22 protein-coding genes and 1 riboswitch are annotated in these 24,787 nt (G+C 47.7%); of the genes, 6 read left to right on the forward strand and 16 right to left on the reverse strand.

What is annotated here, in order from left to right; translation table 11 throughout:
- Window positions 1–5 precede the first annotated feature (5 nt).
- The 8 genes from FIU82_RS12250 to FIU82_RS12280 form a co-directional block, all read right to left on the reverse strand.
- Window positions 6–1,547: a leucyl aminopeptidase family protein gene (locus FIU82_RS12250; protein ID WP_152441175.1), complete on the reverse strand. Its 1,542-nt coding sequence runs from the start codon at window positions 1,545–1,547 to the stop codon at window positions 6–8.
- 114 nt (window positions 1,548–1,661) lie between these two features.
- Window positions 1,662–3,347: a carbon starvation protein A gene (locus tag FIU82_RS12255; protein ID WP_022943419.1), complete on the reverse strand. Its 1,686-nt coding sequence runs from the start codon at window positions 3,345–3,347 to the stop codon at window positions 1,662–1,664.
- Between the two features lie 143 nt (window positions 3,348–3,490).
- Window positions 3,491–4,543, reverse strand: a complete 1,053-nt coding sequence (dinB, locus tag FIU82_RS12260) for a DNA polymerase IV (RefSeq protein ID WP_152441176.1) — start codon at window positions 4,541–4,543, stop codon at window positions 3,491–3,493.
- A 111-nt stretch (window positions 4,544–4,654) separates the two neighbouring features.
- A complete protein-coding gene (locus FIU82_RS18670; protein ID WP_171035410.1) occupies window positions 4,655–4,831 on the reverse strand; it encodes a hypothetical protein in 177 nt (58 codons plus the stop codon).
- Between the two features lie 76 nt (window positions 4,832–4,907).
- Window positions 4,908–5,417: a DUF1566 domain-containing protein gene (locus tag FIU82_RS12265; RefSeq protein ID WP_138508689.1), complete on the reverse strand. Its 510-nt coding sequence runs from the start codon at window positions 5,415–5,417 to the stop codon at window positions 4,908–4,910.
- Between the two features lie 8 nt (window positions 5,418–5,425).
- Window positions 5,426–7,087, reverse strand: a complete 1,662-nt coding sequence (locus tag FIU82_RS12270; protein ID WP_152441177.1) for a DUF1566 domain-containing protein — start codon at window positions 7,085–7,087, stop codon at window positions 5,426–5,428.
- 79 nt (window positions 7,088–7,166) lie between these two features.
- Window positions 7,167–7,499 (reverse strand): hypothetical protein, encoded by a 333-nt coding sequence (locus FIU82_RS12275; protein WP_022943414.1) that lies wholly within the window; start codon window positions 7,497–7,499, stop codon window positions 7,167–7,169.
- A 14-nt stretch (window positions 7,500–7,513) separates the two neighbouring features.
- Entirely contained in the window at window positions 7,514–8,284 is a 771-nt protein-coding gene (locus tag FIU82_RS12280; RefSeq protein ID WP_151173379.1) for a DUF2982 domain-containing protein, read from the reverse strand.
- 237 nt (window positions 8,285–8,521) lie between these two features.
- On the opposite strand from FIU82_RS12280, the gene FIU82_RS12285 reads away from it, so the two are divergent.
- From FIU82_RS12285 to msrA, 3 genes are all read left to right on the forward strand, one after another.
- On the forward strand, window positions 8,522–9,586 hold the full coding sequence (locus FIU82_RS12285; protein ID WP_152441178.1) for an efflux RND transporter periplasmic adaptor subunit: 1,065 nt from the start codon (window positions 8,522–8,524) through the stop codon (window positions 9,584–9,586).
- Complete coding sequence (locus FIU82_RS12290) at window positions 9,583–12,681, forward strand: efflux RND transporter permease subunit (protein WP_152441179.1); 3,099 nt, start codon at window positions 9,583–9,585, stop codon at window positions 12,679–12,681. Before FIU82_RS12285 ends, FIU82_RS12290 begins: the two co-directional genes overlap by 4 nt.
- Before the next feature lie 103 nt (window positions 12,682–12,784).
- Window positions 12,785–13,318 (forward strand): peptide-methionine (S)-S-oxide reductase MsrA, encoded by a 534-nt coding sequence (gene msrA / locus FIU82_RS12295; RefSeq protein WP_138508694.1) that lies wholly within the window; start codon window positions 12,785–12,787, stop codon window positions 13,316–13,318.
- A 49-nt stretch (window positions 13,319–13,367) separates the two neighbouring features.
- Here the strand turns inward: msrA and FIU82_RS12300 are convergent, their stop codons facing one another.
- Both FIU82_RS12300 and FIU82_RS12305 read right to left on the reverse strand, forming a co-directional pair.
- On the reverse strand, window positions 13,368–15,218 hold the full coding sequence (locus tag FIU82_RS12300; RefSeq protein WP_152441180.1) for a TonB-dependent receptor: 1,851 nt from the start codon (window positions 15,216–15,218) through the stop codon (window positions 13,368–13,370).
- Between the two features lie 38 nt (window positions 15,219–15,256).
- Window positions 15,257–15,410, reverse strand: a riboswitch (cobalamin riboswitch).
- A 117-nt stretch (window positions 15,411–15,527) separates the two neighbouring features.
- Window positions 15,528–16,010, reverse strand: coding sequence for a YajQ family cyclic di-GMP-binding protein (locus FIU82_RS12305; protein WP_022943408.1), 483 nt, complete (start codon window positions 16,008–16,010; stop codon window positions 15,528–15,530).
- Window positions 16,011–16,146: 136 nt separating this feature from the next.
- Between FIU82_RS12305 and FIU82_RS12310 the strand changes: the two genes are divergently transcribed.
- Both FIU82_RS12310 and FIU82_RS12315 read left to right on the forward strand, forming a co-directional pair.
- A complete protein-coding gene (locus tag FIU82_RS12310) occupies window positions 16,147–16,494 on the forward strand; it encodes a VanZ family protein (RefSeq protein ID WP_138587706.1) in 348 nt (115 codons plus the stop codon).
- Window positions 16,467–17,384, forward strand: a complete 918-nt coding sequence (locus FIU82_RS12315) for a ketopantoate reductase family protein (protein ID WP_152441181.1) — start codon at window positions 16,467–16,469, stop codon at window positions 17,382–17,384. Before FIU82_RS12310 ends, FIU82_RS12315 begins: the two co-directional genes overlap by 28 nt.
- On the opposite strand, the gene thiI is transcribed toward FIU82_RS12315, so the two are convergent.
- Window positions 17,356–18,813 (reverse strand): tRNA uracil 4-sulfurtransferase ThiI, encoded by a 1,458-nt coding sequence (gene thiI / locus FIU82_RS12320; RefSeq protein WP_152441182.1) that lies wholly within the window; start codon window positions 18,811–18,813, stop codon window positions 17,356–17,358. The genes FIU82_RS12315 and thiI overlap by 29 nt on opposite strands.
- A 111-nt stretch (window positions 18,814–18,924) precedes the next feature.
- A complete protein-coding gene (locus FIU82_RS12325) occupies window positions 18,925–19,590 on the reverse strand; it encodes a TetR/AcrR family transcriptional regulator (protein WP_026110898.1) in 666 nt (221 codons plus the stop codon).
- Window positions 19,591–19,743: 153 nt separating this feature from the next.
- On the opposite strand from FIU82_RS12325, the gene coaD reads away from it, so the two are divergent.
- The gene (coaD, locus tag FIU82_RS12330) at window positions 19,744–20,223 is read left to right on the forward strand and encodes a pantetheine-phosphate adenylyltransferase (protein ID WP_152441498.1); all 480 of its coding nucleotides are present in this window, start codon (window positions 19,744–19,746) and stop codon (window positions 20,221–20,223) included.
- A 520-nt stretch (window positions 20,224–20,743) separates the two neighbouring features.
- Here the strand turns inward: coaD and FIU82_RS12335 are convergent.
- From FIU82_RS12335 to FIU82_RS12350, 4 genes are all read right to left on the reverse strand, one after another.
- Entirely contained in the window at window positions 20,744–21,310 is a 567-nt protein-coding gene (locus FIU82_RS12335; RefSeq protein WP_152441183.1) for a hypothetical protein, read from the reverse strand.
- A gap of 19 nt (window positions 21,311–21,329) precedes the next feature.
- Window positions 21,330–21,536 carry a hypothetical protein gene (locus FIU82_RS12340; RefSeq protein ID WP_138508700.1) on the reverse strand — a complete coding sequence of 69 codons (207 nt, stop codon included), beginning with the start codon at window positions 21,534–21,536 and terminating at the stop codon, window positions 21,330–21,332.
- A gap of 161 nt (window positions 21,537–21,697) precedes the next feature.
- Complete coding sequence (argH, locus tag FIU82_RS12345) at window positions 21,698–23,566, reverse strand: argininosuccinate lyase (protein WP_152441184.1); 1,869 nt, start codon at window positions 23,564–23,566, stop codon at window positions 21,698–21,700.
- Between the two features lie 14 nt (window positions 23,567–23,580).
- Entirely contained in the window at window positions 23,581–24,780 is a 1,200-nt protein-coding gene (locus tag FIU82_RS12350; RefSeq protein ID WP_152441185.1) for an argininosuccinate synthase, read from the reverse strand.
- Between the last annotated feature and the right edge of the window lie 7 nt (window positions 24,781–24,787).

The following is a 24,787-nucleotide window of genomic DNA, read 5'->3' on the forward strand; positions in this document are numbered from 1 at the left end:
CAGCGTTAGCGACAATATTTAGCAAATAAGCTTGCTACCGTAGCCGCAGTTGGTTTTCCGTGCTGCCAATCGCCGCCTTCCACACCACTGCCGGCAATATCCATATGTACATAAGGAAGTGGCTGCTCGCTATCTAAGCCATGCTTATCTAACCCACCCACAATCGCCAAAAAGGCCATCGGGAACTGATGGCCCCGTGCAGTGACTGCCGATGCGGCATTATTACTGGAAAGCACATCGTCAGCTAAGGTGCGTGGTTGCACAAAATCATAGTCTTCGCGACGCGAACGCGATACCTCGGCGCAATCGGCCCATAAGTCACCCTGCTCTACCAATTGCTGTGAGAGCTGCACTTTACGCGCTGGACCATTTTCAACATAGGCACTATAAGGCCCCACAGCTCGGGCGGCATGCCCGGTGAGAGTGGCAACGGTAAAAAGCTCAGGATTCACCTCGCCTTTGGCCACTTCTTTGGCCTCACTGAGTAAATCACCCATTGCCAAGCGGCCCTCAGCATCGGTATTACCAATGCGCACGCGGATGCCTTCACGGCTGGTAATAATCTCATCAGGAACAAAGCAATCCGAACCAATGGAATTACGAACCACGGCCAAATAGGCAATCACTTTGACTCCTTTAGGCTGTGCTTCAGCGACGGCTTTCATAAACCCAGCGACAGATGCAGCACCGCCTTTATCGCGACTCATGCCGGCCATAAAGCCACCAACTTTTAAGTCCGCACCACCGGTATCGTAAACAAGGCCTTTACCAACAAAAATCAACGTGCGTTCAACATTGCCTTCAGGCACATAGGCCATTTTTACCACGCGTGGGTGATGACGCTCTACCGCATAGGATGCGCGAGCTACGGTACTAAGCAATGGATACTCTTTATCAATAGTCGCGATATCACTGATCACATCGACCTTCACCGCAGTGCCAGCAAAAGCCTCGACACAATAATCAGCAAAGCGAGGCGGCGCCATACGCTCTGGCTCAGTGCCACATAAATCGCGTGCCGCATATTGGCCGGCGGCAATCGCATTGACCTGTTTTAGTTGTTCATCTGTAGCGCCGACCAGGCTAATAGTATTCATTGCAGAGATAGCGTCGCCATGATATTCACGTGCTTCTAAGGGCTGCCATAACGCTTGGTTAGCGCCTAAAAAGGCCACTTCCAATGCGAACTCATAACCTGGGCGCTGTTGAATATTATGCACATACAAAGCCGGCTTAATTGCGCCTGCTTCCTTCGCTACGACAATGCCTTTTTTAGCTGCTTCAAAGACACGGCGCACATCATCATAATCCCGCCCTAAAGGGCCTGTGGGAGTCACAATCAAGCGCTTACCTGGCGCTTGTTCGCTGACCAATAATGCCGGTTGCTTACCTACACGGCTATCTATCGCCGCGTGAGTATTGATTTGTTCAGCATAGGCTTGGGGCAGCGCATCAAGGGAGTCACAGATAATAATAAGAGCATCGTTTTCGCTGGTTACACTAAGTGCATCAAGGCTAGCGCAAGACGTAGCGCGTGCATAAGACATAAAAAAGGTCCTAATCTAAAACAAAGGACCTACATTATCGGTGATTTACGGGGTCTTGACTAGCGAAGCCCTGCGCCACCTTAGGGATTGTAAAGTGGCGTTGACAAGTTGTGCTTACGCTTGCTCTGAACCTTGCTGTTTTTCCCGCTTATGTTTAGCGATCACAGACCACGCCTCAAGCATGACCAACACACTAACAATAAGGACGATGGCATCGAGCACAACAAGCAACCAGTTCCCCTGTTGGTAGTACTCAGCAAGTTTAATGACCCCCGCAAAGAACGCCATAATCAATACAAAGACCATAGGGATCAGCGTGAATTTAGCCGGACGTCCTGCTTTTATAAGCATCACCGAGATCACCAGTAAGGTTAAGCTGGCAAGGATTTGGTTGGTAGAACCAAATAGCGGCCAAATGATCATACCACCACTGCCAGATGCGCCACCGGCGCCAAAGGCAAGTAACAAACAACACCCCACCGCAACTAACGTAGCAACGACGCCATTTTTAAGCGCCGATATTTTATAAATATCGCCCCACTCTTGAATAATATAACGCTGGAGACGCACACCCGAGTCCATCGTTGTGCCTGCAAATAACACCACCATTACCGCCAATAGGGTTGAAGCAACTTCGGTGGAAATACCCCAGCCACTTTCAATTAAATTAGCGCCACCGGTAATAAAAGCACTCACACTGCCAGCGCCTAAATGACTGTATATTTCATGCCACTCCTCTGGGGAAACAGCCAAGGCCACGCCACTAACGGCCACCAGTGTAATAAGCGCTAAACATCCTTCTCCTACGGCACCGAGGTACCCCACAAAGCGGCCATCGGTTTCTTTATTCAGTTGTTTTGAGCTCGTTCCTGAGGACACGATGCCATGGAAGCCTGACACCGCACCACAGGCTATGGTGACAAACAACAAGGGGATAATACTGGGCGTGTCAGCAGCGGTTTGCATGTTAAACGCGGGAGCTGTGATATCAGGCATAGAAACAAAGACAGCGCCATAAAGCAGAACTAGCCCCACCAACAGCTGCATGCCGTTAATGAAGTCGCGCGGTTGCAGTAGCATCCAAACAGGTAATAACGAAGCAATTGCAGCATAGACAAAGAGAATAATGATCCAGTTGGCTTTATCCGCTAACCCAAACATTTCACTAGGCAGTGCCAGGGGCATTGAGCTGCCCATGTAAATCGTAGCGTAGAGTACGCCAACACCAATGGCACACAAAGGAATAAGCGGCATATTTCGACGCAGCAGCTGACCTATCACTAAGGCCACCACAATCGCCGACCAAGCTGGGAATACCGCATTAGGTTGCGAGACAAACGAGTTCGCAATCACCACGCCAAATACCGCATTCACCATCAACAGCACCAAAAACACCACGATCATGAATAGAGAACGCGTGCGCGAGCCTATGACAGATTCTGATAACGCCCCCATGGATTTGCCCTTGTGCCGAGCACTGGCCCATAGGGCGCCCATGTCGTGAACACCAGCAAAGAAAATAGTACCAAATACGACCCACAATACCGCAGGCACCCATCCCCAATAAACCGCAATCGCGGGGCCTACAATGGGCGCGGCACCCGCTACCGAGGTAAAATGGTGTCCCCACAACACCACTTTATTGGTTGGCACATAATCAACGCCGTCTTGGAGCTCATGAGCTGGAGTTACAAACTTATCGTCCATTTTGAAGATTTTTTCGGCGATAAACTTGGAATAGACGAACCAGCCAAATAGCATGCCGACAATACCAAGCAAGACAATAACTACTGATTGCATAGTCTTCTCTCTTTATTTTTGTTGTCATTACAATACTCTTCGCTTTAGCAAAGTGTATTAGTCGCACGAGCACAGGCCGACGAGGCTAAGTGCCTAAAGTAGCAATTTACCTTATCAGCTTAGTTTAAAAATTCATTAACGCTTTAGTCTAAAATGCTTAACTGGGTAGCTTGTTGCTGTTGCGGTGAAATTCCAACGCCCAGGCCCAGTAATCTCACCTCTGGAGTGTTGCCTCTTTGGTAGGCTTTCGCCGTTAGCGCTGCGAAAGTGTCTAGATTCAAGGCGAACCCACTTTGATCAGCGGTAGTCACCTGAAAATCGGCAAACTTTACTTTAACTGACAACTTGTTAATGGCGTTGCTAAGTTGGTTGCGCTCAAGGCGTTGTTGCAACTCCTCGAGTAAAGCGGGTAAGGCCTGGTGACATTGTAGCAATGAGGTTTTGTTATATTCGTAAGTGTGTTCAACGCTGAGTGACTTGCGAATTCGCTCGGTTTTAACTCGCCCTATTACTTCGCCTGCGCACTTTTGGTATAAGGACACACCAAAATTCCCTATATACTGCTGCATCCAGTTTACTCCCTTATCCAGCACATCCTGGCCTTTGTATAATCCTTTCTGATGCAGCCGCTCTAGCGTCACTTTGCCAACACCGGGGATTTTTTTTAAGTCCAACTGAGCAAGAAAGTCTGGCAGTTGCTCAGGCAGAATTACGCATTGCCCATTCGGCTTATTCTCGTCGCTGGCTATTTTGGCGACAAACTTAATAGGTGCGACTCCTGCTGAGGCTGTCAGTCCGGTTTGTTGGAAGATATCTTGGCGAATTTGCTCAGCAATCAGTGTGGCACTGCCACGGCATACCTGTGCTTGAGTCACGTCCAAGTACGCTTCATCCAAAGAAAGTGGCTCGATAAGGTCCGTATAACGGCTAAAAATGGCGCGAATTTGCTGTGAGATTTGCTTATAAAGTTGCATCCGCCCCGGGACAATGACTAAATCTGGGCACAGTTGTTTAGCATGGTAGTTAGACATCGCCGAACGTACGCCGTACTGCCGAGCAATATAGTTTGCCGTTGATAACACTCCACGACGACTACTCCCGCCAATGGCCAAAGGCAGGTTTGCAAGTTCAGGATTGTCGCGCATCTCTACGGCGGCATAAAAGCAATCCATATCAATATGGATAAATTTCTTCATCGCGCTTGTGTGAGGCCTGGGCAGCCCAACAGTTTTAGGTGAAGCTATAGTGACAAAAAGTGTAAGGAAAAGCCACAAACAACTGTATAAAGCACTGTATAAATAATCAAACTAAGGTTTTGGTGCGTTATCTCTGCGCTTGCCACGTTTAAATAGTCCAAGCCAAAAAATAAGCTCGCCCACGAGTGCCACCAGCACCAAGGCAATCACACCTTGGCTACTACCGATGGCATAGCACAACAGCGCCAAAGGTAAGGCCCATAGCCACAGGTACTTTCTCAGCGTCATTGATGTTTCTCGTAAATGTACTTAACTCTACCTTACTCAGTGCTCGCTACGCTGTATACGAACAAAATGTAAGCAGTTATTGCTGATAGCGTACTAAACGCACAAATACATCACTACTTTTAGCATGAAGACTATTTTTGCCACTGTAAAATTCATACACCCAAGCATGATCTGCGGGTGTTACTGCAGATGTGCTGGACCAGTAATTATCATTACTAGCATCTAAAAACAGGTCTAAATTTAGGCTGGGCTCAACACATCGATGCTCAACAATGGATGCGAGTTCTTTACTGTTAGGCAAGTGCCAGTCATCAAAACCGGCAAACTCATCATTAGTGGCGCTTTGCAGTGCCTGCTGCCAGTTAAGCTGTTGCGCCGCCCCAGAGCAACTTTGCAGTTCAGCATCGAACTGTTGCCCATAGCTACAACGTTGCCACATCAGCCCTGTGGCGTTATCAGTAATCGTACCATCAGCATTGATCACAAAGCGCTCTGCCGGAGTACTAGCTTGCAGATTATAACAACGCTGTTCAGCCCAAAGCGATGTGCTCAGCACAGCCGCCACGATTAGAAACGTATAATTCATGGTCACTCCTATGGGTTGCGCACCAAACGTACGTAAGCGGTATTATCTTTGGGGTAAGCCAAATCGTTACCTGAGCTCATATCAATAATAAAGGCTTGAGATAATGATTGGCCGTCAACGCTGGTGCGTGATGTCCAGTAGTTTAAATGCCCCAGTAAGCTCACCGACGGGGTGTGAATAAAGTAGTCCGGGCTAATCATGTGTGCCTGACCATGGCGTTGATAATCCACCAAGCTCAGCAACTCAACATAGGTAGGTAGACGCCAATTGGCCCCACCGCAAAAGTCGATGGCATTGACCTCATCGATATATTGTTGCACCGAGCAATCGACGTTACTAGGGCATGAGCTATTGGCTGGCGCGCGCTCACTCCCGATAAGCACGCCTCCCTCACCGTTAAGCGCCCAACTGTAGTGATTCTGACCTTCGCGCAAGTCGGTATTTGGTAAAGTGTGGGTGTTGGCTTGTTTCACTTCCCATATAAGGCCAGTGACATTATCGCGTACACAAGCAAACTCGGTAGCAGAGTCAGGTAATTCGTCGGCAAACTCATTCAGTTTAGTAAAGTCAAAGGCCATATCCCCTTTGCCCACTTTGTCTAAGCGCTGCGCTACACTGTCTCGGCCTTGCTGCGCATCTTGCCCTTGGAAGTCTGTGCTATCACAGCTGATTGCTTGGCTGTTATTAAAGCACGCGCTCATACCGGTGTCGTTAATCAGCCCCAACGCGCGACGCTGCACGCTCACAGTGACCTCATCACTTGCACTGCGGTTAAGGTCATCGCTCACCCTAACGCTAAAGCTCAGTTGTTGTGCTACATCGATGTCGGGAGCAACAAACTGCGTTTCGCACTGGCGCTCACTGGCTAGGGTGACGGCACTGCCGCTTTGCTGCTGCCAGTAACAGCTAAACTGACCACTCACCGTTTCACTATTACCGGCATTGAGAGTCACGGTATCAAACTCAGTGGCCTGCTGGTCCTCCCCTGCATTGGCAATGACCACTTGCGCGGTTTTATTTAGCAGCAGGCTATATTCGGTGCTCACTTGACCGCCCTCGTCATCACTGACAAACACAGTCCACGCGAGCGTGGTATCACTATCTAGTAGCGGATGGCGAAAACTTAAAGTGGCTTCATCAACAGCGCTAAACTGCAGTTGCGGGCCCTCAGTTTGTTGCCATAAATAACTTGCAATAAAGCCGTTTTCATCAGGATCGCTAGAACCAGCCGCACTCAGGGTGACAACATCATTATATTGTGAGGGCAGTTGTTCGGGGGCAATTTGCGCTATGGCTATCTGTGGTAACTGGTTTGCTGAAGCGATATTAATGGTAAGCGTATCAGATACTAAGGTATTGTCTGGGGCCCGATAATCGACCTTAATTTGCGCCGCGCGGTCACCCTTAACGTCCGGGAGCATCAGCGCCAACTCTTGCTCTTCACTGGGTAGCCCTTCGATAGCCGGACCGGAAAGTTGTTGCCACCTGAAAGTGCCTCCGGGAGGCGACACTTGTGCGTTGATGATTAATTCTGATTTTTCTACCGCATCGCGATCAGCACCAACATTAATACTCGCATTTTCAGTGACTTCGTCGCCACCACTGCCACCACAGGCAACCAATCCCGTGGCCAAAATGATGCTGAGCGCGCTATGAATAAGTCGACCCATGATGTGCTCCCAATTATTGCATAGCCCTACCAACGCAAGTTGCTTGCCAACATCATCAACAAACCGTATTTGTCAGGTGTTATAAATAACTGTCCTGGTGAATACGAACAAATAGTTTAGTACCAACTTTGGAGTAATCGACTTTGTATTCTCGCCCATCCAAAGCTTGAATAAAAAGCAAGCGTTTTTCTTCTGCAAAAACATCCGGGCTGGCAATGTACACCATCTCAAGATAGCGCTCTTTAGCCTCTCGACGATTTTTGGGAAGCTCTTCTTTAAAGGGCTCTAGGCCGTGCTGAGTCACTTTAATTTTTGGCTGCTCTTCGCCATTAACGATGACTAAATCCAGCTTCTTAATTTTATGAATGATGGTATTACGACCACTTTTTATAAATGCTCTATCGTCAGACATATGTCTTATCCTGTCTACTTGCTACTGTGGCTATTGAGTTGCTGTTGCAACTGCACCACAGTGTTAGCCGGGTCGCGTTGCCATCTATGTAATAAATAGCTGAACGCCCAAATATCACGGTCTAACATAGCGGCGGGTATTAATATTTCATACCCAGTCAAAAATTTTAAGTTCTTCATTCTATTAGCAAACATAGCTAATAATCCAGTATATTTTTGCCCCGACTGGCTGACGTACTCGGTATCCTCAACCAACCACTGTGGCGGGCATTCATTGCCATCGCGGCAATACGCTTTGATCGCCTGCAGCAAATAATGACGTTGCTCCACCAGCAAACGGCCCGCCAACCGGGGTGAAAGCTTATTTAAGAACTCATCTTCTCGCTTTAAGCTTAGGCCCACAACATTTAACTCGAGCGTCTGCATTGCCTGTTCGATACTCACCACACCGACCTGTTGTAGGTTATCGACATCCAGCTGCCACCAGCCGTATTTATGATTATAGCTAAGTTTCTGTTTGTCGAGAAAAATGCTGTAAAACGGCTCTCTCAGCTTTAAGTACCCCACTAGCATGCCAACTAAAGCAGCGCTCAGTAAGAAAATCTCCGCTATCAATATGTCAGCGCTTTTAAACTGTATAAACAACACCAAGAAAACCAAGACAATCGCGCTGGTAATGAGTATTTCGCTGCCGTGGCGCGCACTGTGGGCACGAATTTTCGCGTATCGGCTGGCGCCCCCCTGTTCTGAGGGCTGCGTATTAGGGGGTGTTTTTTTATTACTCATACGCTCTCTTTTTGGTGCCACTACGTATACTCCTATTGTACGTATAATTTGCGAGTTTTATACGCAGCAAGGGTAGGCAAAGGTTACAAAAATGCGGCAAATTGGGAACACAGTGCATCATTTTGCTGAATTTTCGGTTAACACACAAAAATACAGGATTGGCGGTCTATGTGTTAGAGCGCAAGTTTGTAAACTAAGCTCTCACCTTTTTCAGCCGAGAAACCATAGGTACCGTCGATGAACCACAGTAGGCATTCGGGCAAGGCACTTTTCCCTGTCATTATTATCATTTTCTTAGGGCTGTGTATTTACTTATATCTGCCCAAAGGGCAATCACAGCAACCCAACATGGGCACTCAATCAACTCGCGTGCAAGCTCATACCGTGACCAAAGACAGCCGAGCTATCACCGTTGATGGTATCGGCAGCGCGCGAGCAAACCAAGCCGTGTACATTAAAAGCGCCCAAAGTGACTATATCGACAGTATCCATTTTGATGATGGCGACAAAGTGCAAGCAGGACAACGACTGGTGCAATTACGAGATACTGAGGAACAGTTGCGAGTCAAGGAGCTGCAAGCCAATCTCTCTGAAGTAGAACGGCAATTGAATCGTTTGACCGAGCTGGCCCGTTCACAAGCCACGGCAAAGTCACTGTTAGAAGAGCAACTAGCAAAGTTTGAAGCCACCCAGGCTCAGCTTGAAGCTGCTAAAACCAAACTCGCGGAGATGCGTGTTACCGCGCCCTTTTCGGGAGTGCTAGGTAAACGCATGGTGTCTAAAGGGGCATTCGTGAGCACCAACACTGAAATTACTACGTTAGATGACATCAGCGTAATTAAAGTCGACTTTAATGTGCCAGAGAAATACCTTGCGCAGCTGGGTGTGGGAATGACAGTAACTGCACGCAGTGACGCTTACCCAAATAAGCTGTTTACCGGCAAAGTGTCTCATGTCAGCTCTCGTATCGACACCAACACCCGTAGCGTGCCAATTAGCGCCAGCTTTGCCAATGAAGACAATATCTTGCGCCCAGGTATGTTACTAGGTACGCAACTGGAATTACAAACCTATGAGGCCTTATTGGTACCAGAAAAGGCCATTATTCCACGTCAAAACAAACACTTCGTTTTTCAAATTGTGGAAGGTGTAGCCAAAGAGGTCGAGGTGAAAATCGATAAGCGCTATAACGGTTGGGTAGGCATCAGTGAAGGTCTAAGCAGTGGCGATCAGGTGGTCACAGAAGGCATTATTAAACTGCGCTCAGGCTCAGCCGTGACTGTTGAGGAGGCTGCGCTGTGAGAATCACCGACACGGCTGTTAAGCGTCCAGTTTTTGCGATTGTAATCAACCTTTTATTACTGACCTTCGGGTTAGTGGCATTCTCAATGCTGCCCCTTCGAGAGTATCCGGATATCGATAGTCCCATTGTCAGTGTCAGTACTGACTACACTGGTGCATCTGCGGAAATTATCGAAACTAAAATTACTCAAGTAATTGAAAACCGCATCTCCGGGATTGAAGGTATAAAAAGTATCACGTCCTCGTCGCGCAATGGCCGCTCTAATATCACCATCGAGTTTAATATCGACCGAGATATCGATGCGGCGGCAAATGATGTACGAGAGCGTGTGTCGCGCGCACTGGACAACCTCCCCGACCAAGTCAGACCTCCGGAAGTATCTAAATCCAATTCCGATGAAAGTCCTATTGCCTGGTTTGTACTCAATAGCTCAACGATGAATACCTTGCAGCTATCCGATTATGCTCAGCGCTACATTGTTGATCGCCTTGCGGTTGTTGACGGCGTATCCAATGTCCGAGTGGGTGGCGAACGCCAGTATGCAATGAAGATTTGGCTAGACCGCGAGGCCATGGCGGCACGGGGCGTTACAGCCAGCGATATTGAGCAAGTTTTGCGAGCTGAAAACGTAGAGCTGCCAGCAGGGGAAATAGAGTCCGTTGATCGTGATTTTTCGGTTCGTACCGCGCGTAGCTATATAAGTCCTACTGACTTTCAAAACTTGGTTATTGCTCGTGGTGATGATGGCTACCTCGTGCGTTTAAACGAAGTCGCTGATGTACAGCTTGAAGCCGCCGACGAAGAAAGTTTATTCCGTGGTAATGGCCGCAATATGATTGGCCTGGGTGTGGTTAAACAAGCAAAGGCTAACACCCTCACCGTGGTGGAAAACGCTCGCAAAGAATTAGAAAAAATCAAACGCAACTTGCCTCCAGGTACCACCATCGAAGACAGCTATGACTCCTCGATTTTCATTAAAGAGTCTATTGATGAGGTGTATCGTACGCTGGCCATATCAATGGCCTTAGTGGTTTTGGTTATCTACCTGTTCTTAGGCAACGTGCGCGCCACGTTAATTCCAGCAATCACCGTCCCTGTAGCCTTAGTTGGCAGCTTTATGTTTTTACTTGCCATGGGCTACTCTATCAACTTGCTAACCCTGTTGGCACTGGTGCTTGCTATCGGTTTAGTGGTCGATGACGCCATTGTGATGTTGGAGAATATTCACCGCCGTATTGAGCTCGGTGAGCCTCGTTTACTCGCCGCGTATCGCGGCGCCCGCGAAGTGGGTTTTGCCATTGTTGCAACCACGTTGGTACTGATCTCCGTGTTTGTGCCCTTAGTCTTTATGGATGGCCGTATCGGCGCTTTATTCACTGAGTTCGCCATGGCGGTGAGCGCGGCTGTGTTCTTCTCCAGTATCACCGCACTCACACTTTCTCCAGCTCTGTGTTCGAAAGTGCTGAAGCAAAGTGAAAGCGAGGGTCGGTTTAGTCAGTGGATGGACCGTCAATTTGCAAAACTTGAAGGCGCCTATGCTCGCACTCTTGAGGGCAATGTTCGACGCTCAAAAATGTTGGCCGTGGTGCTGATGCTAGCGGGTCTAGCCAGTTATCTGCTGTTTCAGCAGATTCCATCTGAACTGACACCTAAGGAAGACCGAGGCACCTTCTTTGTGATGATGAACGGCCCAGAAGGCGCAAGCTATGAAAACAACGCCGCCAATATGGATAAAATTGAGCAACGCTTGTTGCCGTATGTTGACTCGGGTGAACTCAATCGAGTTCTGGTCCGAGTGCCAGGTTGGGGTGGTCAAGGTGGCGTTGCGATTATCGGCATGGCTGATTGGGGCGAGCGCAAACGCGATACCTGGACGGTAATGAATGAGATCAGTGGCAAAATGCGTGAAGTAACGGATATTCGCGCCTTTGCCATCATGCGCAGTGGCATTGGCGGCGGCGGTTCTTCGCGCCCTGTTGAGTTTGTTTTGCAAGGCAATGATTATGACGAGCTCGCCGATTGGCGTGACCGCATTATTGCTCGGGCAGAGAAAAACCCCGGGTTAGTGCGTATCGACCATGATTATAAAGAGACCTTCCCACAATTTTTGGTCAGTATCGATAAGAACAAAGCCGCCGACTTAGGGGTCTCTGTCTCTGATATAGGCCGCACTTTGGAGACGATGCTCGGGCAACGCCGTGTCACCACCTTTATTGACCGTGGTGAAGAATATGATGTGATTTTAAAGGGCGAGAAACAAGACTTTGCCAGCCCACAAGATGTCTCTAATATCTATGTAAACTCACGCTCCGGGCAACTGGTGCCCCTTGATAGCTTAATTAGTATCTCTGAAGAAGCCACAGCGTCGAGGTTGAATCGTTACAACCGTATGCGCGCTATTACCTTAAGTGCCAACCTCGCTAGCGGCTACACTTTAGAGGAAGCCTTAAGTTTCTTAAACCAAGTGGCTGCAGAGGAAAATGATATTGATGGCGCCATTGACTATAAAGGGGAGTCACAGTTGTTCTATGAAGGCGCCTCCGCCATGGTGTATGTCTTTATTCTGGCATTAACGGTGACCTTCTTGGTGTTGGCAGCACAGTTTGAGAGCTTCGTTCACCCCTTGGTGATCATGCTCACCGTACCACTGGGGATTGCTGGGTCGTTATTTGGTTTGCATATAACCGGTTTGACCCTCAATATTTACAGCCAAATTGGTATCGTTATGCTTATTGGCTTAAGCGCCAAAAACGGTATTCTTATTGTTGAATTTGCCAACCAGTTGCGTGATAAGGGTCTGGAATTTCAAACAGCGCTAATCCAAGCTGCCACACAACGTTTGCGTCCTATTATTATGACGTCGCTAACCACAGTGATGAGCTCGGTGCCCTTGGTGCTAGCAAGCGGCCCTGGAGCTGAAAGCCGCATGGTTATTGGTGTGGTGATCTTTACCGGGGTAAGCATCGCGACCATACTCACCTTGTTCGTCGTGCCCAGTGCTTACTATGCCCTTGCTCGTCATACTCAGTCACCAGAGTATTTACAGCAACGCTTGGCAAAACAGCAACAAGATAACCCGCTCAAACAGCAATAGTGCACGAGAAATGCTCACCTGCGAGGGTATTACCCTCGCAGGTGAGCGATAAACATCAGGCGGCCGTTCTACTGTTAAAAGGTAAATACATCGAGGTGTTAGTATGACAAATTTACACACAGCCACCTTTGGCGGCGGTTGTTTTTGGTGCATCGATGCGGCCTTTCGCCGCGTTCGTGGCGTGCATAAGGTTGAATCGGGTTATACCGGTGGGCACAGCAATTCACCAACATACCGTGAGGTATGCAGCGGCGAAAGCGGTCACGCAGAAGTTGTGCAAGTGCACTTTGACCCCGCTGTGATAGATTACACCACCCTGTTGGCGATGTTTTTCACGCTTCACGACCCTACGCAGCTTAACCGTCAAGGAAATGATATTGGTAGTCAATATCGCAGTGTGGTGTATTACCACGATAGCACTCAAAAACAGCAGACCGAAGCAATGATCGCGCAGCTACAAACTCATAGCGCCGCAAAAATTGTAACCGAAGTCAGCCCCGCATCAAGGTTCTATCCCGCTGAGGATTATCATCAAGACTATTACAGCGAAAATCCGAACCAAGGTTATTGCAGTATCTTAATTGCCCCAAAAATAGAGAAGTTCGAGCACACCTTTAGTGACTTGCTCATATCATGATGGCTGTAAAACAATGAAAAGCCTCCACTTAGGAGGCTTTTTTGCACAGCTATAAATCGAATTGCAATCCAGCGTATACCTTGCGCTCAGCGCCGCGATACGCAGAGGTGACTTCACCCGTGCTCCAATCCGTGGCCGCCACGTTGGTGATATACTCTTTGTCAGTGAGATTATCGACACCGAAGGTGAACGTGAGGTCGCGTAACAATTGATAGCGAGCATTGAGGTTCACCAAAGTATAGCTTGGCAAGTCAGTACGATAGTAACTTAACCTATCGGAGCGGTACTGCAGTTGTGCACCGACATACCATTTGTCGAGCTGCTTACCCACGGACCAATTGAAGGTTTTTTCGGCTCTAAGCACCAATGCTTGCCCGGTATTGTCGTCTTCGGCGTCAACATAGCTAAAGTTAAGCTGGTGATCGATACCAAACATATCTTGCACTTGTGCACTCAACTCAACTCCTTCAAAACTCGCTTTGGCAATATTTTCCGGGCCGTTGTTGCCCCATGCGATGAGGTTATCGAATTGGTTTTGATACAAGGCGATATCGTATTGCCCAGATTGCAAATCAAGGCGCAGACCGAGCTCGGCATTGTTTGACTCTTCAGGTTGCAAAGCATCGTTGCTGCCCCAGATGGAACTGGCGTCATTAAACGAGGGAGCCTTAAACGCCGTGCCGTAGCTGGCGCGAAACGTCGCAATGTCACTTAGCGGCACACCCGCCGCAAGGTTGTAGGTGAAATGACCACCAAATTGTGAATGATCATCATGACGCACAACGGCATTGGTGTTAAATGCCTGGCCATCATAATAGCCTCCCACATACACACCTTTATTATTACGCGTTTGCACGGTAAAACCGGACGTCGGCTGCTCTGGTGTCGCCGAGCTGCTGTAGGAATCGCTAATGTCTTCATAGTAGTAATCGGCGCCACCACTGACAGTGATAGCTGGACTAAAGACATAATTAAGCTGATAGCTTAGCTCATCTCGTGCAGTGCTGTACTCATTGCCACGATAACCTGGCGCGCCATGTTGCTGAGTATTAATCTCATCATCTTGAGCGAGACTGGTTTGTAGCTTGTGAGCAAAGGCACCATGGTTTTTACGCCAACCCAGTTGCACATGGTATTTTTCAAAGTCGGTGTAATCATCACCAAAGCTAGTGTCGTATTCGACATAGCCTTCACTGTACTGCCCTAACAACTCTAGCACGCCATAATCACCGAGATCATAGCCGAAACGCGCACCGAGGTTTTGATTTTCATAGCCATCTTCATCTGGGTCTTGCCCAGTGGTGACGTCAAAGCCGTCGGTGTGCTCATAGCCAAGGTTGAATGCCGCATTGAACGCTCCTTGGCGAAAAGCAAAAGCACCTTGCGCATTCACGTAGTTGTCACTGCCACTTTGTACACTCACGCTTTGGCTATCGCCGTCTCGGGTGACAATATTGATGACCCCGGCTAAGGCGTCTGAGCCATACCATGCGGCGCGAGCACCACGGATCACTTCAACTCGTTCAATACTATTGAGTGGCACACTAGAGAGCGCCTTATACCCTGTTGTGGCTGAACCAACACGAACGCCATCTACAATAACCAAAGAGTGGCTGCTAGCCGCCCCACGAATAAAGAGGCTGGTACTTTGACCTTGGCCGCCACTGCGGACAATATCGACCCCGGCATAATGAGATATTAACGCCGGCAAATCACGTACGCCAAGGCGCTCGATGTCTGCACGAGTGATCACATCGATACTGGCGAGCACATTTTCGATAGGTTGTTCGAACTTATTAGCGGTGACAGTCAATCGCTCGATAGACTGTTGCTGTTGCGCACATACCGCGCCGGAGAAAAGTGCCGCTATGCCTACAGCGACTTTGGTTTTGTTATACATGTTATTCCCTATACCTGCGCCCACCGCACAGGAAAATGTAATGAAATGGATGTTATGGCCGGTCTCCGGACTGAATGAGCAAGACTCATATCACCGTTGCGGGGGCAGTGCAGGCTTTTCACCTGTTTCCCGATTATCCCAGTGGCTTAACTGCGTTTTGCGCTTGCGGGCACCATAACAAGGTGGCGCTATTTTGCGGACTGATGACAATAAAGTCAATGGACGTCTAAACATCTATAAAAAGATGGACTATGGCATTTACTTCACCAATAAAAAAGCCAAGTGCGAATGACTTGGCTTGAGAGGTATTTAGTCGCGGAAGTTCTTAAATTGGAAGGGCTGACCTAACTCGGCTTCGCGTACTAATTGCATTACTTGTTGTAAGTCGTCGCGTTTTTTCCCGGTGACTCGTACCTCTTCACCTTGGATGGCGGCCTGAACTTTGATTTTGCTGTCTTTAATCAGCTTAACCAACTTTTTCGCGATATCTTTAGCAATGCCTTGTTTCATTGTAACTTGGCGGGTGACGTATTTACCGTGCAAATCAGCTTTTTGAATCTCAAAACTGTTTACATCTAAGCCGCGTTTTGACGCCTTACTGGCAAACATATCAAATAACTGCATCACCTGTTGTTCAGCTTCTGCGGTAAGTTCGATAAGTTCATCTTTTAGTTCTATCTTGGCATCTACGCCGCGAAAATCGTAGCGGGTTTCGAGTTCGCGTTTAGCGTTTTCAACCGCATTTTTTGCTTCGCTCATTTCGATTTCAGAAACGATATCAAATGAAGGCATGAAATTCTCCGTAACTGGCTTGTCGTTTCGGGGATTATACCCCGAGATCGGTATTTTTGTGCACTGATACACAGTGAATTCAGTTTACAGTTTGTTATACTGCCTGCGATTTCACCAGTAATAAAGGTAAAGTAAAGTGACGCGCAGAGTTTATCAGGGGTTGTTTCTAATCACATTGGTGGTCTGCACCCTGCTATTTGTTCAAGAAGTAAAAGGCTCTGTTACGCAGCTTTTCCCTCATGTCGACAAGGTCGCTCACTTTGGTATTTTCTTCGTACTTGCCTTTATTATGGATAAAGCCTTTAGGATTCCCTTTTTTGTGCAGGTGATATTGTTGTTATTATACGGCGGAGCAATTGAGTGGATGCAGGATATGCTGCCCTACAGGCAGGCATCTTTTTATGACTTTCTCGCCGACGCGGCAGGCGCGGCCAGCTACTTTGTGATTCACTACCTATGGCAGAAAAAACGGGCCAAGGCTTAGCGCCTACTTACCTTATCGGGCCGGGGGCACTCGGCCTCACTTTTGCCCACTTAATGGGGCAACACCGACCGGTAAAGCTGTTGGTGAAACCTTCTCATCCCAGCACTTTTTATTATTGCCATGGGCAGCAGAAAAGCCCCGTGGCAGCCACAGCTTGTTTAAAACCGTGCGAGCCAATTACAGAATTGTGGCTATTCGTTAAAGCGCATCAGCTGCAAGCAGCACTGGCACAGTGGCGCCCTTATCTGGCCCTCGATGCAGATATTATTATTAGCCATAATGGCATGAGCGACCTAGCAACACTTAAACAGCAACTGACTCCTCAGCAGGGGTTATTCTTTATGCTCACCCAGCAGGCAGCTTACAAAACCGACGATAAGCATGTCGTCCATGTCAGTCAGGGCGACTCCGTGATAGGAGCCGTCAATGCTTGCGCGCAGCAAAGCTTTAAGGCGCAGTTAAAGCAGTGGCAGAGATTAATCCCCGCTCTGACTGGGAGTGATGATATTACCCATGCGCGATGGCAAAAATTACTGGTTAATTTGGCAATAAACCCCATAGCAACCTGGTATCAGCTGCGCAATGGTGAGGTGGCCGCCCCCTGTTATGCCAGTGATGTCTTTGCACTGCTGCAGGAGGCCATTGCCGTAGCTAAAGCGCAGGGGATTGAATTGTCGCTGCCGCAAAGTCTCGACAGCGCCTATCAAGTAATGCGCCTCACAGCGGGCAACCGCTGCTCGATGTTGCAGGATAAGTTATTGGGAAGGGAGACAGAAATAGAAGCCATGTGTGGCTTTATTGCCAGCTCGGCGCGCCAGCTTAGCCTCAGCGCGCCTATCAATGAGCTGTATTATCGGCGAATTACGGGCGATACACCTTCACATTGTTAAAGCCGTTTTCGTGCAGGATCAATGCCTGTAGTTGACTCATCACCCCTTTAGCACAATACAGGTAGTATTCTTTGCTCTGATCTAAGTCGCCAAACTGAGTCGCTAAACGGTAAAACGGCAAGTGTTTGACCTTCACCCCGTCAATCTCTAACGGCTGAGCATCTTCCTCTTCGGGTGAGCGAATATCCAGCACCACCGCATCCGTTGGCAACTGTGATACCGATTCCGCTTCCTTGACCTCTTCTTTAGCTTGAGTATCGATATCGCGAATATCCATCACTCGGGCATTATCAACCACGGTTTCGAGAACCTCGAAATCAAACTGCTGCTCTTGCTGCTCAATCACCTCTAACTTGGCTTTCACCGTTGGTTTGCGCGAAATCACGCCACAGTACTCGGGCATGGCCTCAGCCATCTCGGAGGTGCCAATGGCGCGAGCAATATCAATGATGTCTTGCTTATCATGCTGGATAAGTGGGCGAATGATCAGCGTATCGGTCACTCGATCAATGACACTTAAGTTTGCCAGAGTTTGGCTTGATACTTGGCCAATACTTTCACCAGTAACCAGGGCTGGAATCCCCAACTTTTCAGCGATAATGCTACCAGCACGCATCATCATGCGCTTGAGCACCACACCCATTTGCGAGTCTTCGACATTTTCTAGAATCTCAGCAACCACCGGCTCAAAGTCGACGGTGATAAACTTAACCTTGTGGGTCGAGCTATATTGTGACCAAAGATAATGGCTTGCTTGCTTCACGCCAATTTCATGGGCCGCGCCGCCAAGATTGAAAAACAAGAAGTGCGTACGCGCCCCTTTGCGGATCATTTGGTAGCTGGCCACCCCGGAATCAAAGCCACCAGACATCAGCGATAACACATCTTCTTGAGTTGGCAACGGAAATCCACCCATGCCTCGGTGCGCTTGGGTAACAATGTAAGCGCGCTGGTCTTTAATTTCGATCTTTACTGTTACCTCAGGCCGCGTAAGCTTAACCCGAGCACCGGGTACATGCTGGTTTAGTCCGCCGCCAACATAGCGTTCGACATCGCTCGAGGAAAAGTCATGCTTACCTTGACGCTTACAGCGCACACAAAAGGTTTTACCGGTAATTTCATCGCCAAGGAGTTGCTGTGCCTGCTGGTAAATTTCATCAATGGTGGTGAATTCAATTTCTTTTACTTCATTAAATTGCACGATACCAGGAATACGCCCGAGGCTGTCAGCCATTGCACGGCGCACTGAGTCATCGGTTAATGCCGATTCAACCGTAAGGTTATCCCAGTTGTTGCGCACCTTTACCTGCTCATCAATGCGTCGCATCATGATCTTAATGTTGTTCTCTAACACTTTGGTAAAGCGTTTACGAACGGACTTACTTTTTATCGCAATTTCGGGATGCAATTTAACAATAAACTTGATCATGACTTAACTCACAGCACACAGATAAAGCCACTCTTCTGAATGAGAAAGTGACGGAAGATTCACCAAAGCGCGCGATTATAGCAAAAACCACTCGCCTTCGGAAATAATAGCTTAACTATGCGTGGAGGGTGACGTTTGTAGTTGCGCTTGGCGCTGCTGATAGTGTTGCTTTAACAACCCCAAAGGCTCACGCCCAGCTGCGGTAGTAAAAGCCATAAACAAGGTGATTATTTTCAACAAGCCTTGATAGATATCGCCGCGATTCAGCTCGCCGCTTTGGCGACGCGCTTTGATATAAGGAGTCCAGAAGCTGACTGTCAGCTTTAACATATGAGTTAGCTCTGCCGCTTGCTCTTCATCGACGTTGAGAATACCGTTGTCACCCAACGCCAAGACAATATCGGTTACTTGGTCAAACAAGCGTTGTTGGAAAGCGATATAATCAGCTTTAAGCTCAGCATCGCGAGACAAAATGTCGGTCATATTGTCGTAGAAAAAGTGAAATTTCCACATAAGCTCAAACAAGGCATCGAAATAATGGCTAAGCTGCGCCATCACCGGCTCATCGTGATTAATCGGCTTAAACTGAGTATCTAAGTGCTGGCGGTACAACTTAAAGATATGGCGAATGATGTCTTCTTTATTTTTAAAGTGGTAATACAAATTTCCAGGGCTGATTTGCAAATGGGCTGCGATATGATTTGTTGTGATAGCGCGCTCACCGTGGCTATTGAAAAGCTCAATGCTGGCTTGAATTATGCGGTCCTTGGTACTCATTATTACTTCCCCACCCTGATTGCAGGTGAGCAGTATAAACATCTTAGTCACAGTTAACAATTTATCACATGGCTGAGAGTTGAGTTTGCACTGGCAACTCACATAAAGACTGCTAAAATGCGGCCATTGCATTACATAAAAACAGAGAATCATATGCAGGTAACGGCTATCTATCCAGGGACCTTTGACCCCCTTACGAATGGTCACTTAGACCTTATTGAGCGCGCCGCTAAAATGTTCGATCAAGTCATAGTTGCGGTGGCTCATAACCCGAATAAAAAGCCTTGCTTTAGCCTTGAAGAAAGAGTGGAGTTAGCAAAGCAAATTGTCGCCGACCTTGGCAATGTCACAGTCATTGGCTTCAGCGGCCTACTTGCTGACTTGGCTAAAAATCATAAAGCGAATGTATTAGTGCGAGGTATTCGCGCGGTCTCCGACTTTGAGTATGAATTCCAACTGGCCAATATGAATCGCCGCTTGAACCCCGACTTAGAAAGCGTATTTTTGACTCCCGCAGAGGAGAACTCGTTTATCTCATCGACCTTAGTAAAAGAGGTTGCCTTACATGGTGGTGATGTTTCTGAGTTTGTTGTGCCGCAAGTCGCCGCCGCTCTGAAAGAAAAGCTCGGGTAAATATACCGGTGGTAACGCTACCCGTTATCACCTACTTTCTTTGGTGCCAGAGAGGCCTTTAAAAACCGCCCTATTCGACATAGACCGAGAAAATCTCGCCAAATGATGAAAGACAGTATGACTATAATATCAACGGTATTTACGCCATAAGTGTACAAATCCCATAACCACCAAGGCTCTACATTACCAAGCTCCCAAATATCTATATGGACTGTTAGGTGCAGGCAAGCATTGATAGATAAGGCTGTTAATACGTAGTAATAAGCATAGGGCTTGCTTGTAAAGAAGAGTCTGTAAGCTAGCCATATGCAGCCTATAGTAATAAGCTCTGCAAGAATGTAATACATATATACCTTACTAACATTTGGCATAAATGTAGTGCTAAGGTATGAAATATTAACTATTAAGCAAATGGCTATAGGTGAGTTTTTACGAATTGCTTTGTCTGAGAAAGCCACTAAGTTGTAGAGCAAAGCCATCATCAAGCCCCACTCTATAAAAGTACTAATTAGGTTTGATATTAAGAAGCCTCGATATGACAGCATTTATTGCCAAACCAGCTTGAAGGCTGAAAATTTAACAATTGCTTCTTTAAAGTCCTTTTAATCAGTAGAATTCCCAAGATATCTTTATCTACAATAAGAGCAACTATCATAGCCAAATCACATAGGTTTACTGTTATCGAGTAAAAACTCCAAAACCACCAAGGCTGGCTATCTACATTTAAGTAGACAAGGTCTATGTGCATCCCCAGAAACAGAATCGAATTTATAACTAACCCAATAGTGACATATATTACACCTGGTGAGACGCTTGTAGTCCTCTTGATCAAAAACACTGGCAGAATGGCTAAAAGAGTAACTATGTCGTAAACGAACCAAGTAAAGTAGGTTTCAATTGTGGAGAAAAAATCGAAAAAGTGGTCGCTAGTTACATAAGAAATGGCCATGACAAAGCTGCACCACAAAAGTTTGGGGTCATTTTTTGCCTTGTATGCTTTGAGCATCAAATTAAAGAATAAAGCCATTAGGAAGCCCCAAACCACAAAGGCTCCCATAAATATGCCTAGACTTTTTTCAAAATACATCCGCCATCTCGTTAAAGTCCTAGTTTTCCTTTTTACGATCTGTGATTACGGTTCCACCGCCGCGCTGGATTTCAGCTTGGCTAGCAGCGACAGCATCACTTGATAAACTTACTGTATCAGATTGTAACGTCTGGGTGCTAGTAGTTTGTGCGGTAGGCTGTTGTGTTTGTTGTTGTAACTTAGTGTAAGCCTGTGTTTGTAGTTGAGCATTAGCATTAACTTGCATGATGTTAACTCCTTTAAAATTTTGTTAATTATTTGCTAAGCAAACCTAACTTAACATGCTTTGGGTACACACGTCACACTTCAAAGGCAATTTCTTAGCAACTCACTTTTAGCTTATGCACCACGTGTGCCAATATTTTTTGACACGCTCAGAAGCCCCAACTAAGCAAAGTTTTTACATGGTATATCACCCACAGAGTGTCGCTGGTATAGGTAGAAATCCATAGCAACTTCGTCACAGTTATCTTTACGCAGACAAAGCTCACAGTCTTTCATCACCTTTTCAGGAAGGCTTTCTTTGCTGCTGTCCGCAAACCCAAGTTTAGCAAAGAAATCCGGTACACGCGTAAGTACAATCACTCTTTTAAGCGCCAATTTTTTGGCTTTCACTAACAGGTGATGAACCAATAAACGCCCCTGCCCTTTTACTCCGGTATCGGGGTTAACCCCTAATGAGCGTATCTCCGCTAAGCCGGTATCATAAATATACAACGACGCACAACCTGTTACTTGGCCATTCACTTCGGTCACGGCAAACTCATTAATGGAATGCACCATATCGCTTTTAGCACGGGGTAAATTTTCCCCTACCTTGGCCCAATATTGAACCAGCTCACTGATAGCTTCAACATCATGCAGATTGGCATCACGTACTTTAATTGTACTTTGCTGTTTAGCTTGCTTAATGGCAAATTCCACTTGCTTTGGCGATGTTCCACCTAGGGCCTTACGTGCCGCCAAACAGGCATCGAGTGCCAACATAGGATAAACATCTTCAGCAATAACATCGCACACCGATTGAAATTCGGACAAACTCAACTGCTCAAGGCTTTTTCCTTCTGAAATTGCCAGCTGCACCAGTTGCCCAACAATATGATGCCCTTCACGAAATGGGATCCCTTTTGCCACCAAATAATCAGCAAGCTCGGTGGCATTCGCATGCCCACCTTGGGCGGCGGCTTTGGTCTTATCACTATTGACCTTAATGCCGTTTACGCATGCTTGCGCCATATGTAGACATGCCAGCCAAGTCGGTAGCGCATCGAAAAGTCCTTCTTTATCTTCTTGCATGTCTTTGTTGTAGGCTAAAGGCAGTGACTTTAACGTCATCATCATCGCACTCATAGCACCAAAAACACGCCCTGTTTTGCCGCGAATCAACTCTAAAGCATCGGGGTTTTTCTTCTGCGGCATCAACGATGAGCCGGAGGTAACGTTATCGGCCAACTCAATAAAACCGGCTTCACCAGAATTGTAGAAAATTAAATCTTCAGCAAAACGTGACAAGTGCAACATCGAAATGGATGCCGCGCTCAGTAGCTCGACCACAAAGTCTCTATCAGAGACCGCATCCAAGCTATTACGAGTCGGCGCTGTAAAACCAAGATCTTGCGCCAAATGCTCGCGGTCAATGGCATATGCAGTGCCCGCCAGCGCACCACTTCCAAGTGGACATTGGTCCATACGCTGAACCGCATCATTAAGGCGACTACTATCGCGCTCTAGCATTTCCACATAGGCCATGCACCAGTGACTAAAAAGTACCGGCTGAGCGCGCTGTAAATGAGTATAGCCAGGCAGTACGGTGCCCAGCTCTCGCTCGGCTAAGGCAATCAGTGCATTCTTGGTCTCACTGATGGCTTCACTGACTGTCGCCGCCGTTTTTTTGCACCACAAACGAAAGTCGGTAGCGACTTGGTCATTACGGCTACGGCCAGTGTGTAGCTTCTTCGCGAGGTCACCCACTTTATCAATCAACGCAGCTTCAACAAAAGAGTGAATATCCTCTTCACCGCTGATAGCCACACTTTCGGGCTGCGCTTGCACCTGCTCCAACAACTCATACAGCGCCGCAACTAAACGTCGGTGTTCATCATCGTTGAGTACCGCCACACGATTTAGCGCGCCGGCCCACGCCACTGAACCAATAATGTCTTGCTCCGCCATGACATAGTCAAATGGCAATGAATCATTAAACTGTTTAAATGCTTCATCCGGTCCAGATGAAAAGCGCCCGCCCCATAATGCCATTGTTGCTCTCCTCGTTACTTCTTCAGTGCTGCAATTCTGCTTGAAAGTGAAAATAGCCGTATAAAGCCCTCGGCATGAGACTGGTCATACACATCGTCCTCGCCGAAAGTGGCGAAGTCTTCGCTGTATAAACTGTTTTCTGACTGCTTTTGCACGGCGATTGCCTGACCTTTGTATAGTTTCACCACCACTTCACCATTGGCATGCTCGGCAAACGCATTGGCCGCCCCCAGAATCGAATCTTTTAAAGGCGTAAACCAACGGCCGTCATAGACCAAGTGCGCAAACTCTAGGGCAAACGTGTCTTTCCATTTACGGCTCGCTTTATCCAGCACAAGTTCGTCAATAGCCTGCAAAGCGGCCATCATCACCGTGCCGCCAGGTGTTTCATAACAGCCGCGAGATTTCATACCCACCAAGCGGTTCTCAACAATATCGACACGGCCAACCCCGTGCACAGCAGCAATATCATTGAGCTTCACTAAGCATTGATAGGGGCTCAGCGTTTCTCCATTTACGGCAACTACCTCACCGCGTTGAATGGTTAGCGTCACTAACTCGGCTTCATTTGGCGCTTGCTCAGGCGATTGCGTCATGGTCCATACTTGCTCGCTGGGCTGACACCAAGGATCTTCAAGCTCCCCACCCTCATGGGAGATGTGCCATGCATTAGCATCACGACTATAAATTTTCGTTGCCGATGCAGCGCAGGGAATATCTCGCTGCGCTAGGTAATCCAGTAACGACTCCCGGCTTGATAGATGCCACTCTCGCCACGGTGCAATCACTTTTAAATCCGGTGCCAACGCCGCAAAACAGGACTCGAAGCGTACTTGGTCATTACCTTTGCCAGTACAACCATGAGAAAGGGCATCGGCACCCACTTTGCGGGCTATCTCAACCTGTGCTTTGGCAATAATAGGACGTGCCATTGACGTCCCTAGCAGATAGGTGCCCTCATATACACAACCGGTTTTGAGCGTCGGGTAAATATATTCAGCCACCATCTGCTCTTTTAAATCCACCACGTAACATTCGGATGCCCCCGAGGCGATGGCTTTTTCCTCAACCCCTTCGAGCTCTTCGGCGCCTTGGCCCACATCGGCGACAAAGGCAACCACTTCACAGTCATAGTTTTCTTTTAGCCATGGCACGATGGCTGATGTATCTAGTCCGCCGGAATAGGCCAGTACGACTTTTTTAATTGCGCTCATTTCGGAT

The organism is Pseudoalteromonas sp. THAF3 (assembly GCF_009363775.1).
In the GTDB taxonomy this organism is placed as follows: domain Bacteria; phylum Pseudomonadota; class Gammaproteobacteria; order Enterobacterales; family Alteromonadaceae; genus Pseudoalteromonas; species Pseudoalteromonas ruthenica.

Bases quoted from the DNA above. Each gene is read 5' to 3' on its own strand.
- FIU82_RS12250 (WP_152441175.1), bottom strand. From the start codon at position 1,547: ATGTCTTATGCACGCGCTACGTCTTGCGCTAGCCTTGATGCACTTAGT.
- FIU82_RS12275 (WP_022943414.1), bottom strand. From the start codon at position 7,499: ATGTCTGACGATAGAGCATTTATAAAAAGTGGTCGTAATACCATCATT.
- FIU82_RS12325 (WP_026110898.1), bottom strand. From the start codon at position 19,590: ATGAGTACCAAGGACCGCATAATTCAAGCCAGCATTGAGCTTTTCAAT.
- FIU82_RS12265 (WP_138508689.1), bottom strand. From the start codon at position 5,417: ATGAATTATACGTTTCTAATCGTGGCGGCTGTGCTGAGCACATCGCTT.
- FIU82_RS12315 (WP_152441181.1), top strand. From the start codon at position 16,467: ATGGCAGAAAAAACGGGCCAAGGCTTAGCGCCTACTTACCTTATCGGG.
- thiI (WP_152441182.1), bottom strand. From the start codon at position 18,813: ATGATCAAGTTTATTGTTAAATTGCATCCCGAAATTGCGATAAAAAGT.
- msrA (WP_138508694.1), top strand. From the start codon at position 12,785: ATGACAAATTTACACACAGCCACCTTTGGCGGCGGTTGTTTTTGGTGC.
- FIU82_RS12305 (WP_022943408.1), bottom strand. From the start codon at position 16,010: ATGCCTTCATTTGATATCGTTTCTGAAATCGAAATGAGCGAAGCAAAA.
- FIU82_RS12280 (WP_151173379.1), bottom strand. From the start codon at position 8,284: ATGAGTAATAAAAAAACACCCCCTAATACGCAGCCCTCAGAACAGGGG.
- FIU82_RS12300 (WP_152441180.1), bottom strand. From the start codon at position 15,218: ATGTATAACAAAACCAAAGTCGCTGTAGGCATAGCGGCACTTTTCTCC.
- argH (WP_152441184.1), bottom strand. From the start codon at position 23,566: ATGGCATTATGGGGCGGGCGCTTTTCATCTGGACCGGATGAAGCATTT.
- FIU82_RS12255 (WP_022943419.1), bottom strand. From the start codon at position 3,347: ATGCAATCAGTAGTTATTGTCTTGCTTGGTATTGTCGGCATGCTATTT.
- FIU82_RS12340 (WP_138508700.1), bottom strand. From the start codon at position 21,536: ATGCAAGTTAATGCTAATGCTCAACTACAAACACAGGCTTACACTAAG.
- FIU82_RS12350 (WP_152441185.1), bottom strand. From the start codon at position 24,780: ATGAGCGCAATTAAAAAAGTCGTACTGGCCTATTCCGGCGGACTAGAT.
- FIU82_RS12270 (WP_152441177.1), bottom strand. From the start codon at position 7,087: ATGGGTCGACTTATTCATAGCGCGCTCAGCATCATTTTGGCCACGGGA.
- dinB (WP_152441176.1), bottom strand. From the start codon at position 4,543: ATGAAGAAATTTATCCATATTGATATGGATTGCTTTTATGCCGCCGTA.
- coaD (WP_152441498.1), top strand. From the start codon at position 19,744: ATGCAGGTAACGGCTATCTATCCAGGGACCTTTGACCCCCTTACGAAT.
- FIU82_RS18670 (WP_171035410.1), bottom strand. From the start codon at position 4,831: ATGACGCTGAGAAAGTACCTGTGGCTATGGGCCTTACCTTTGGCGCTG.
- FIU82_RS12285 (WP_152441178.1), top strand. From the start codon at position 8,522: ATGAACCACAGTAGGCATTCGGGCAAGGCACTTTTCCCTGTCATTATT.
- FIU82_RS12335 (WP_152441183.1), bottom strand. From the start codon at position 21,310: ATGTATTTTGAAAAAAGTCTAGGCATATTTATGGGAGCCTTTGTGGTT.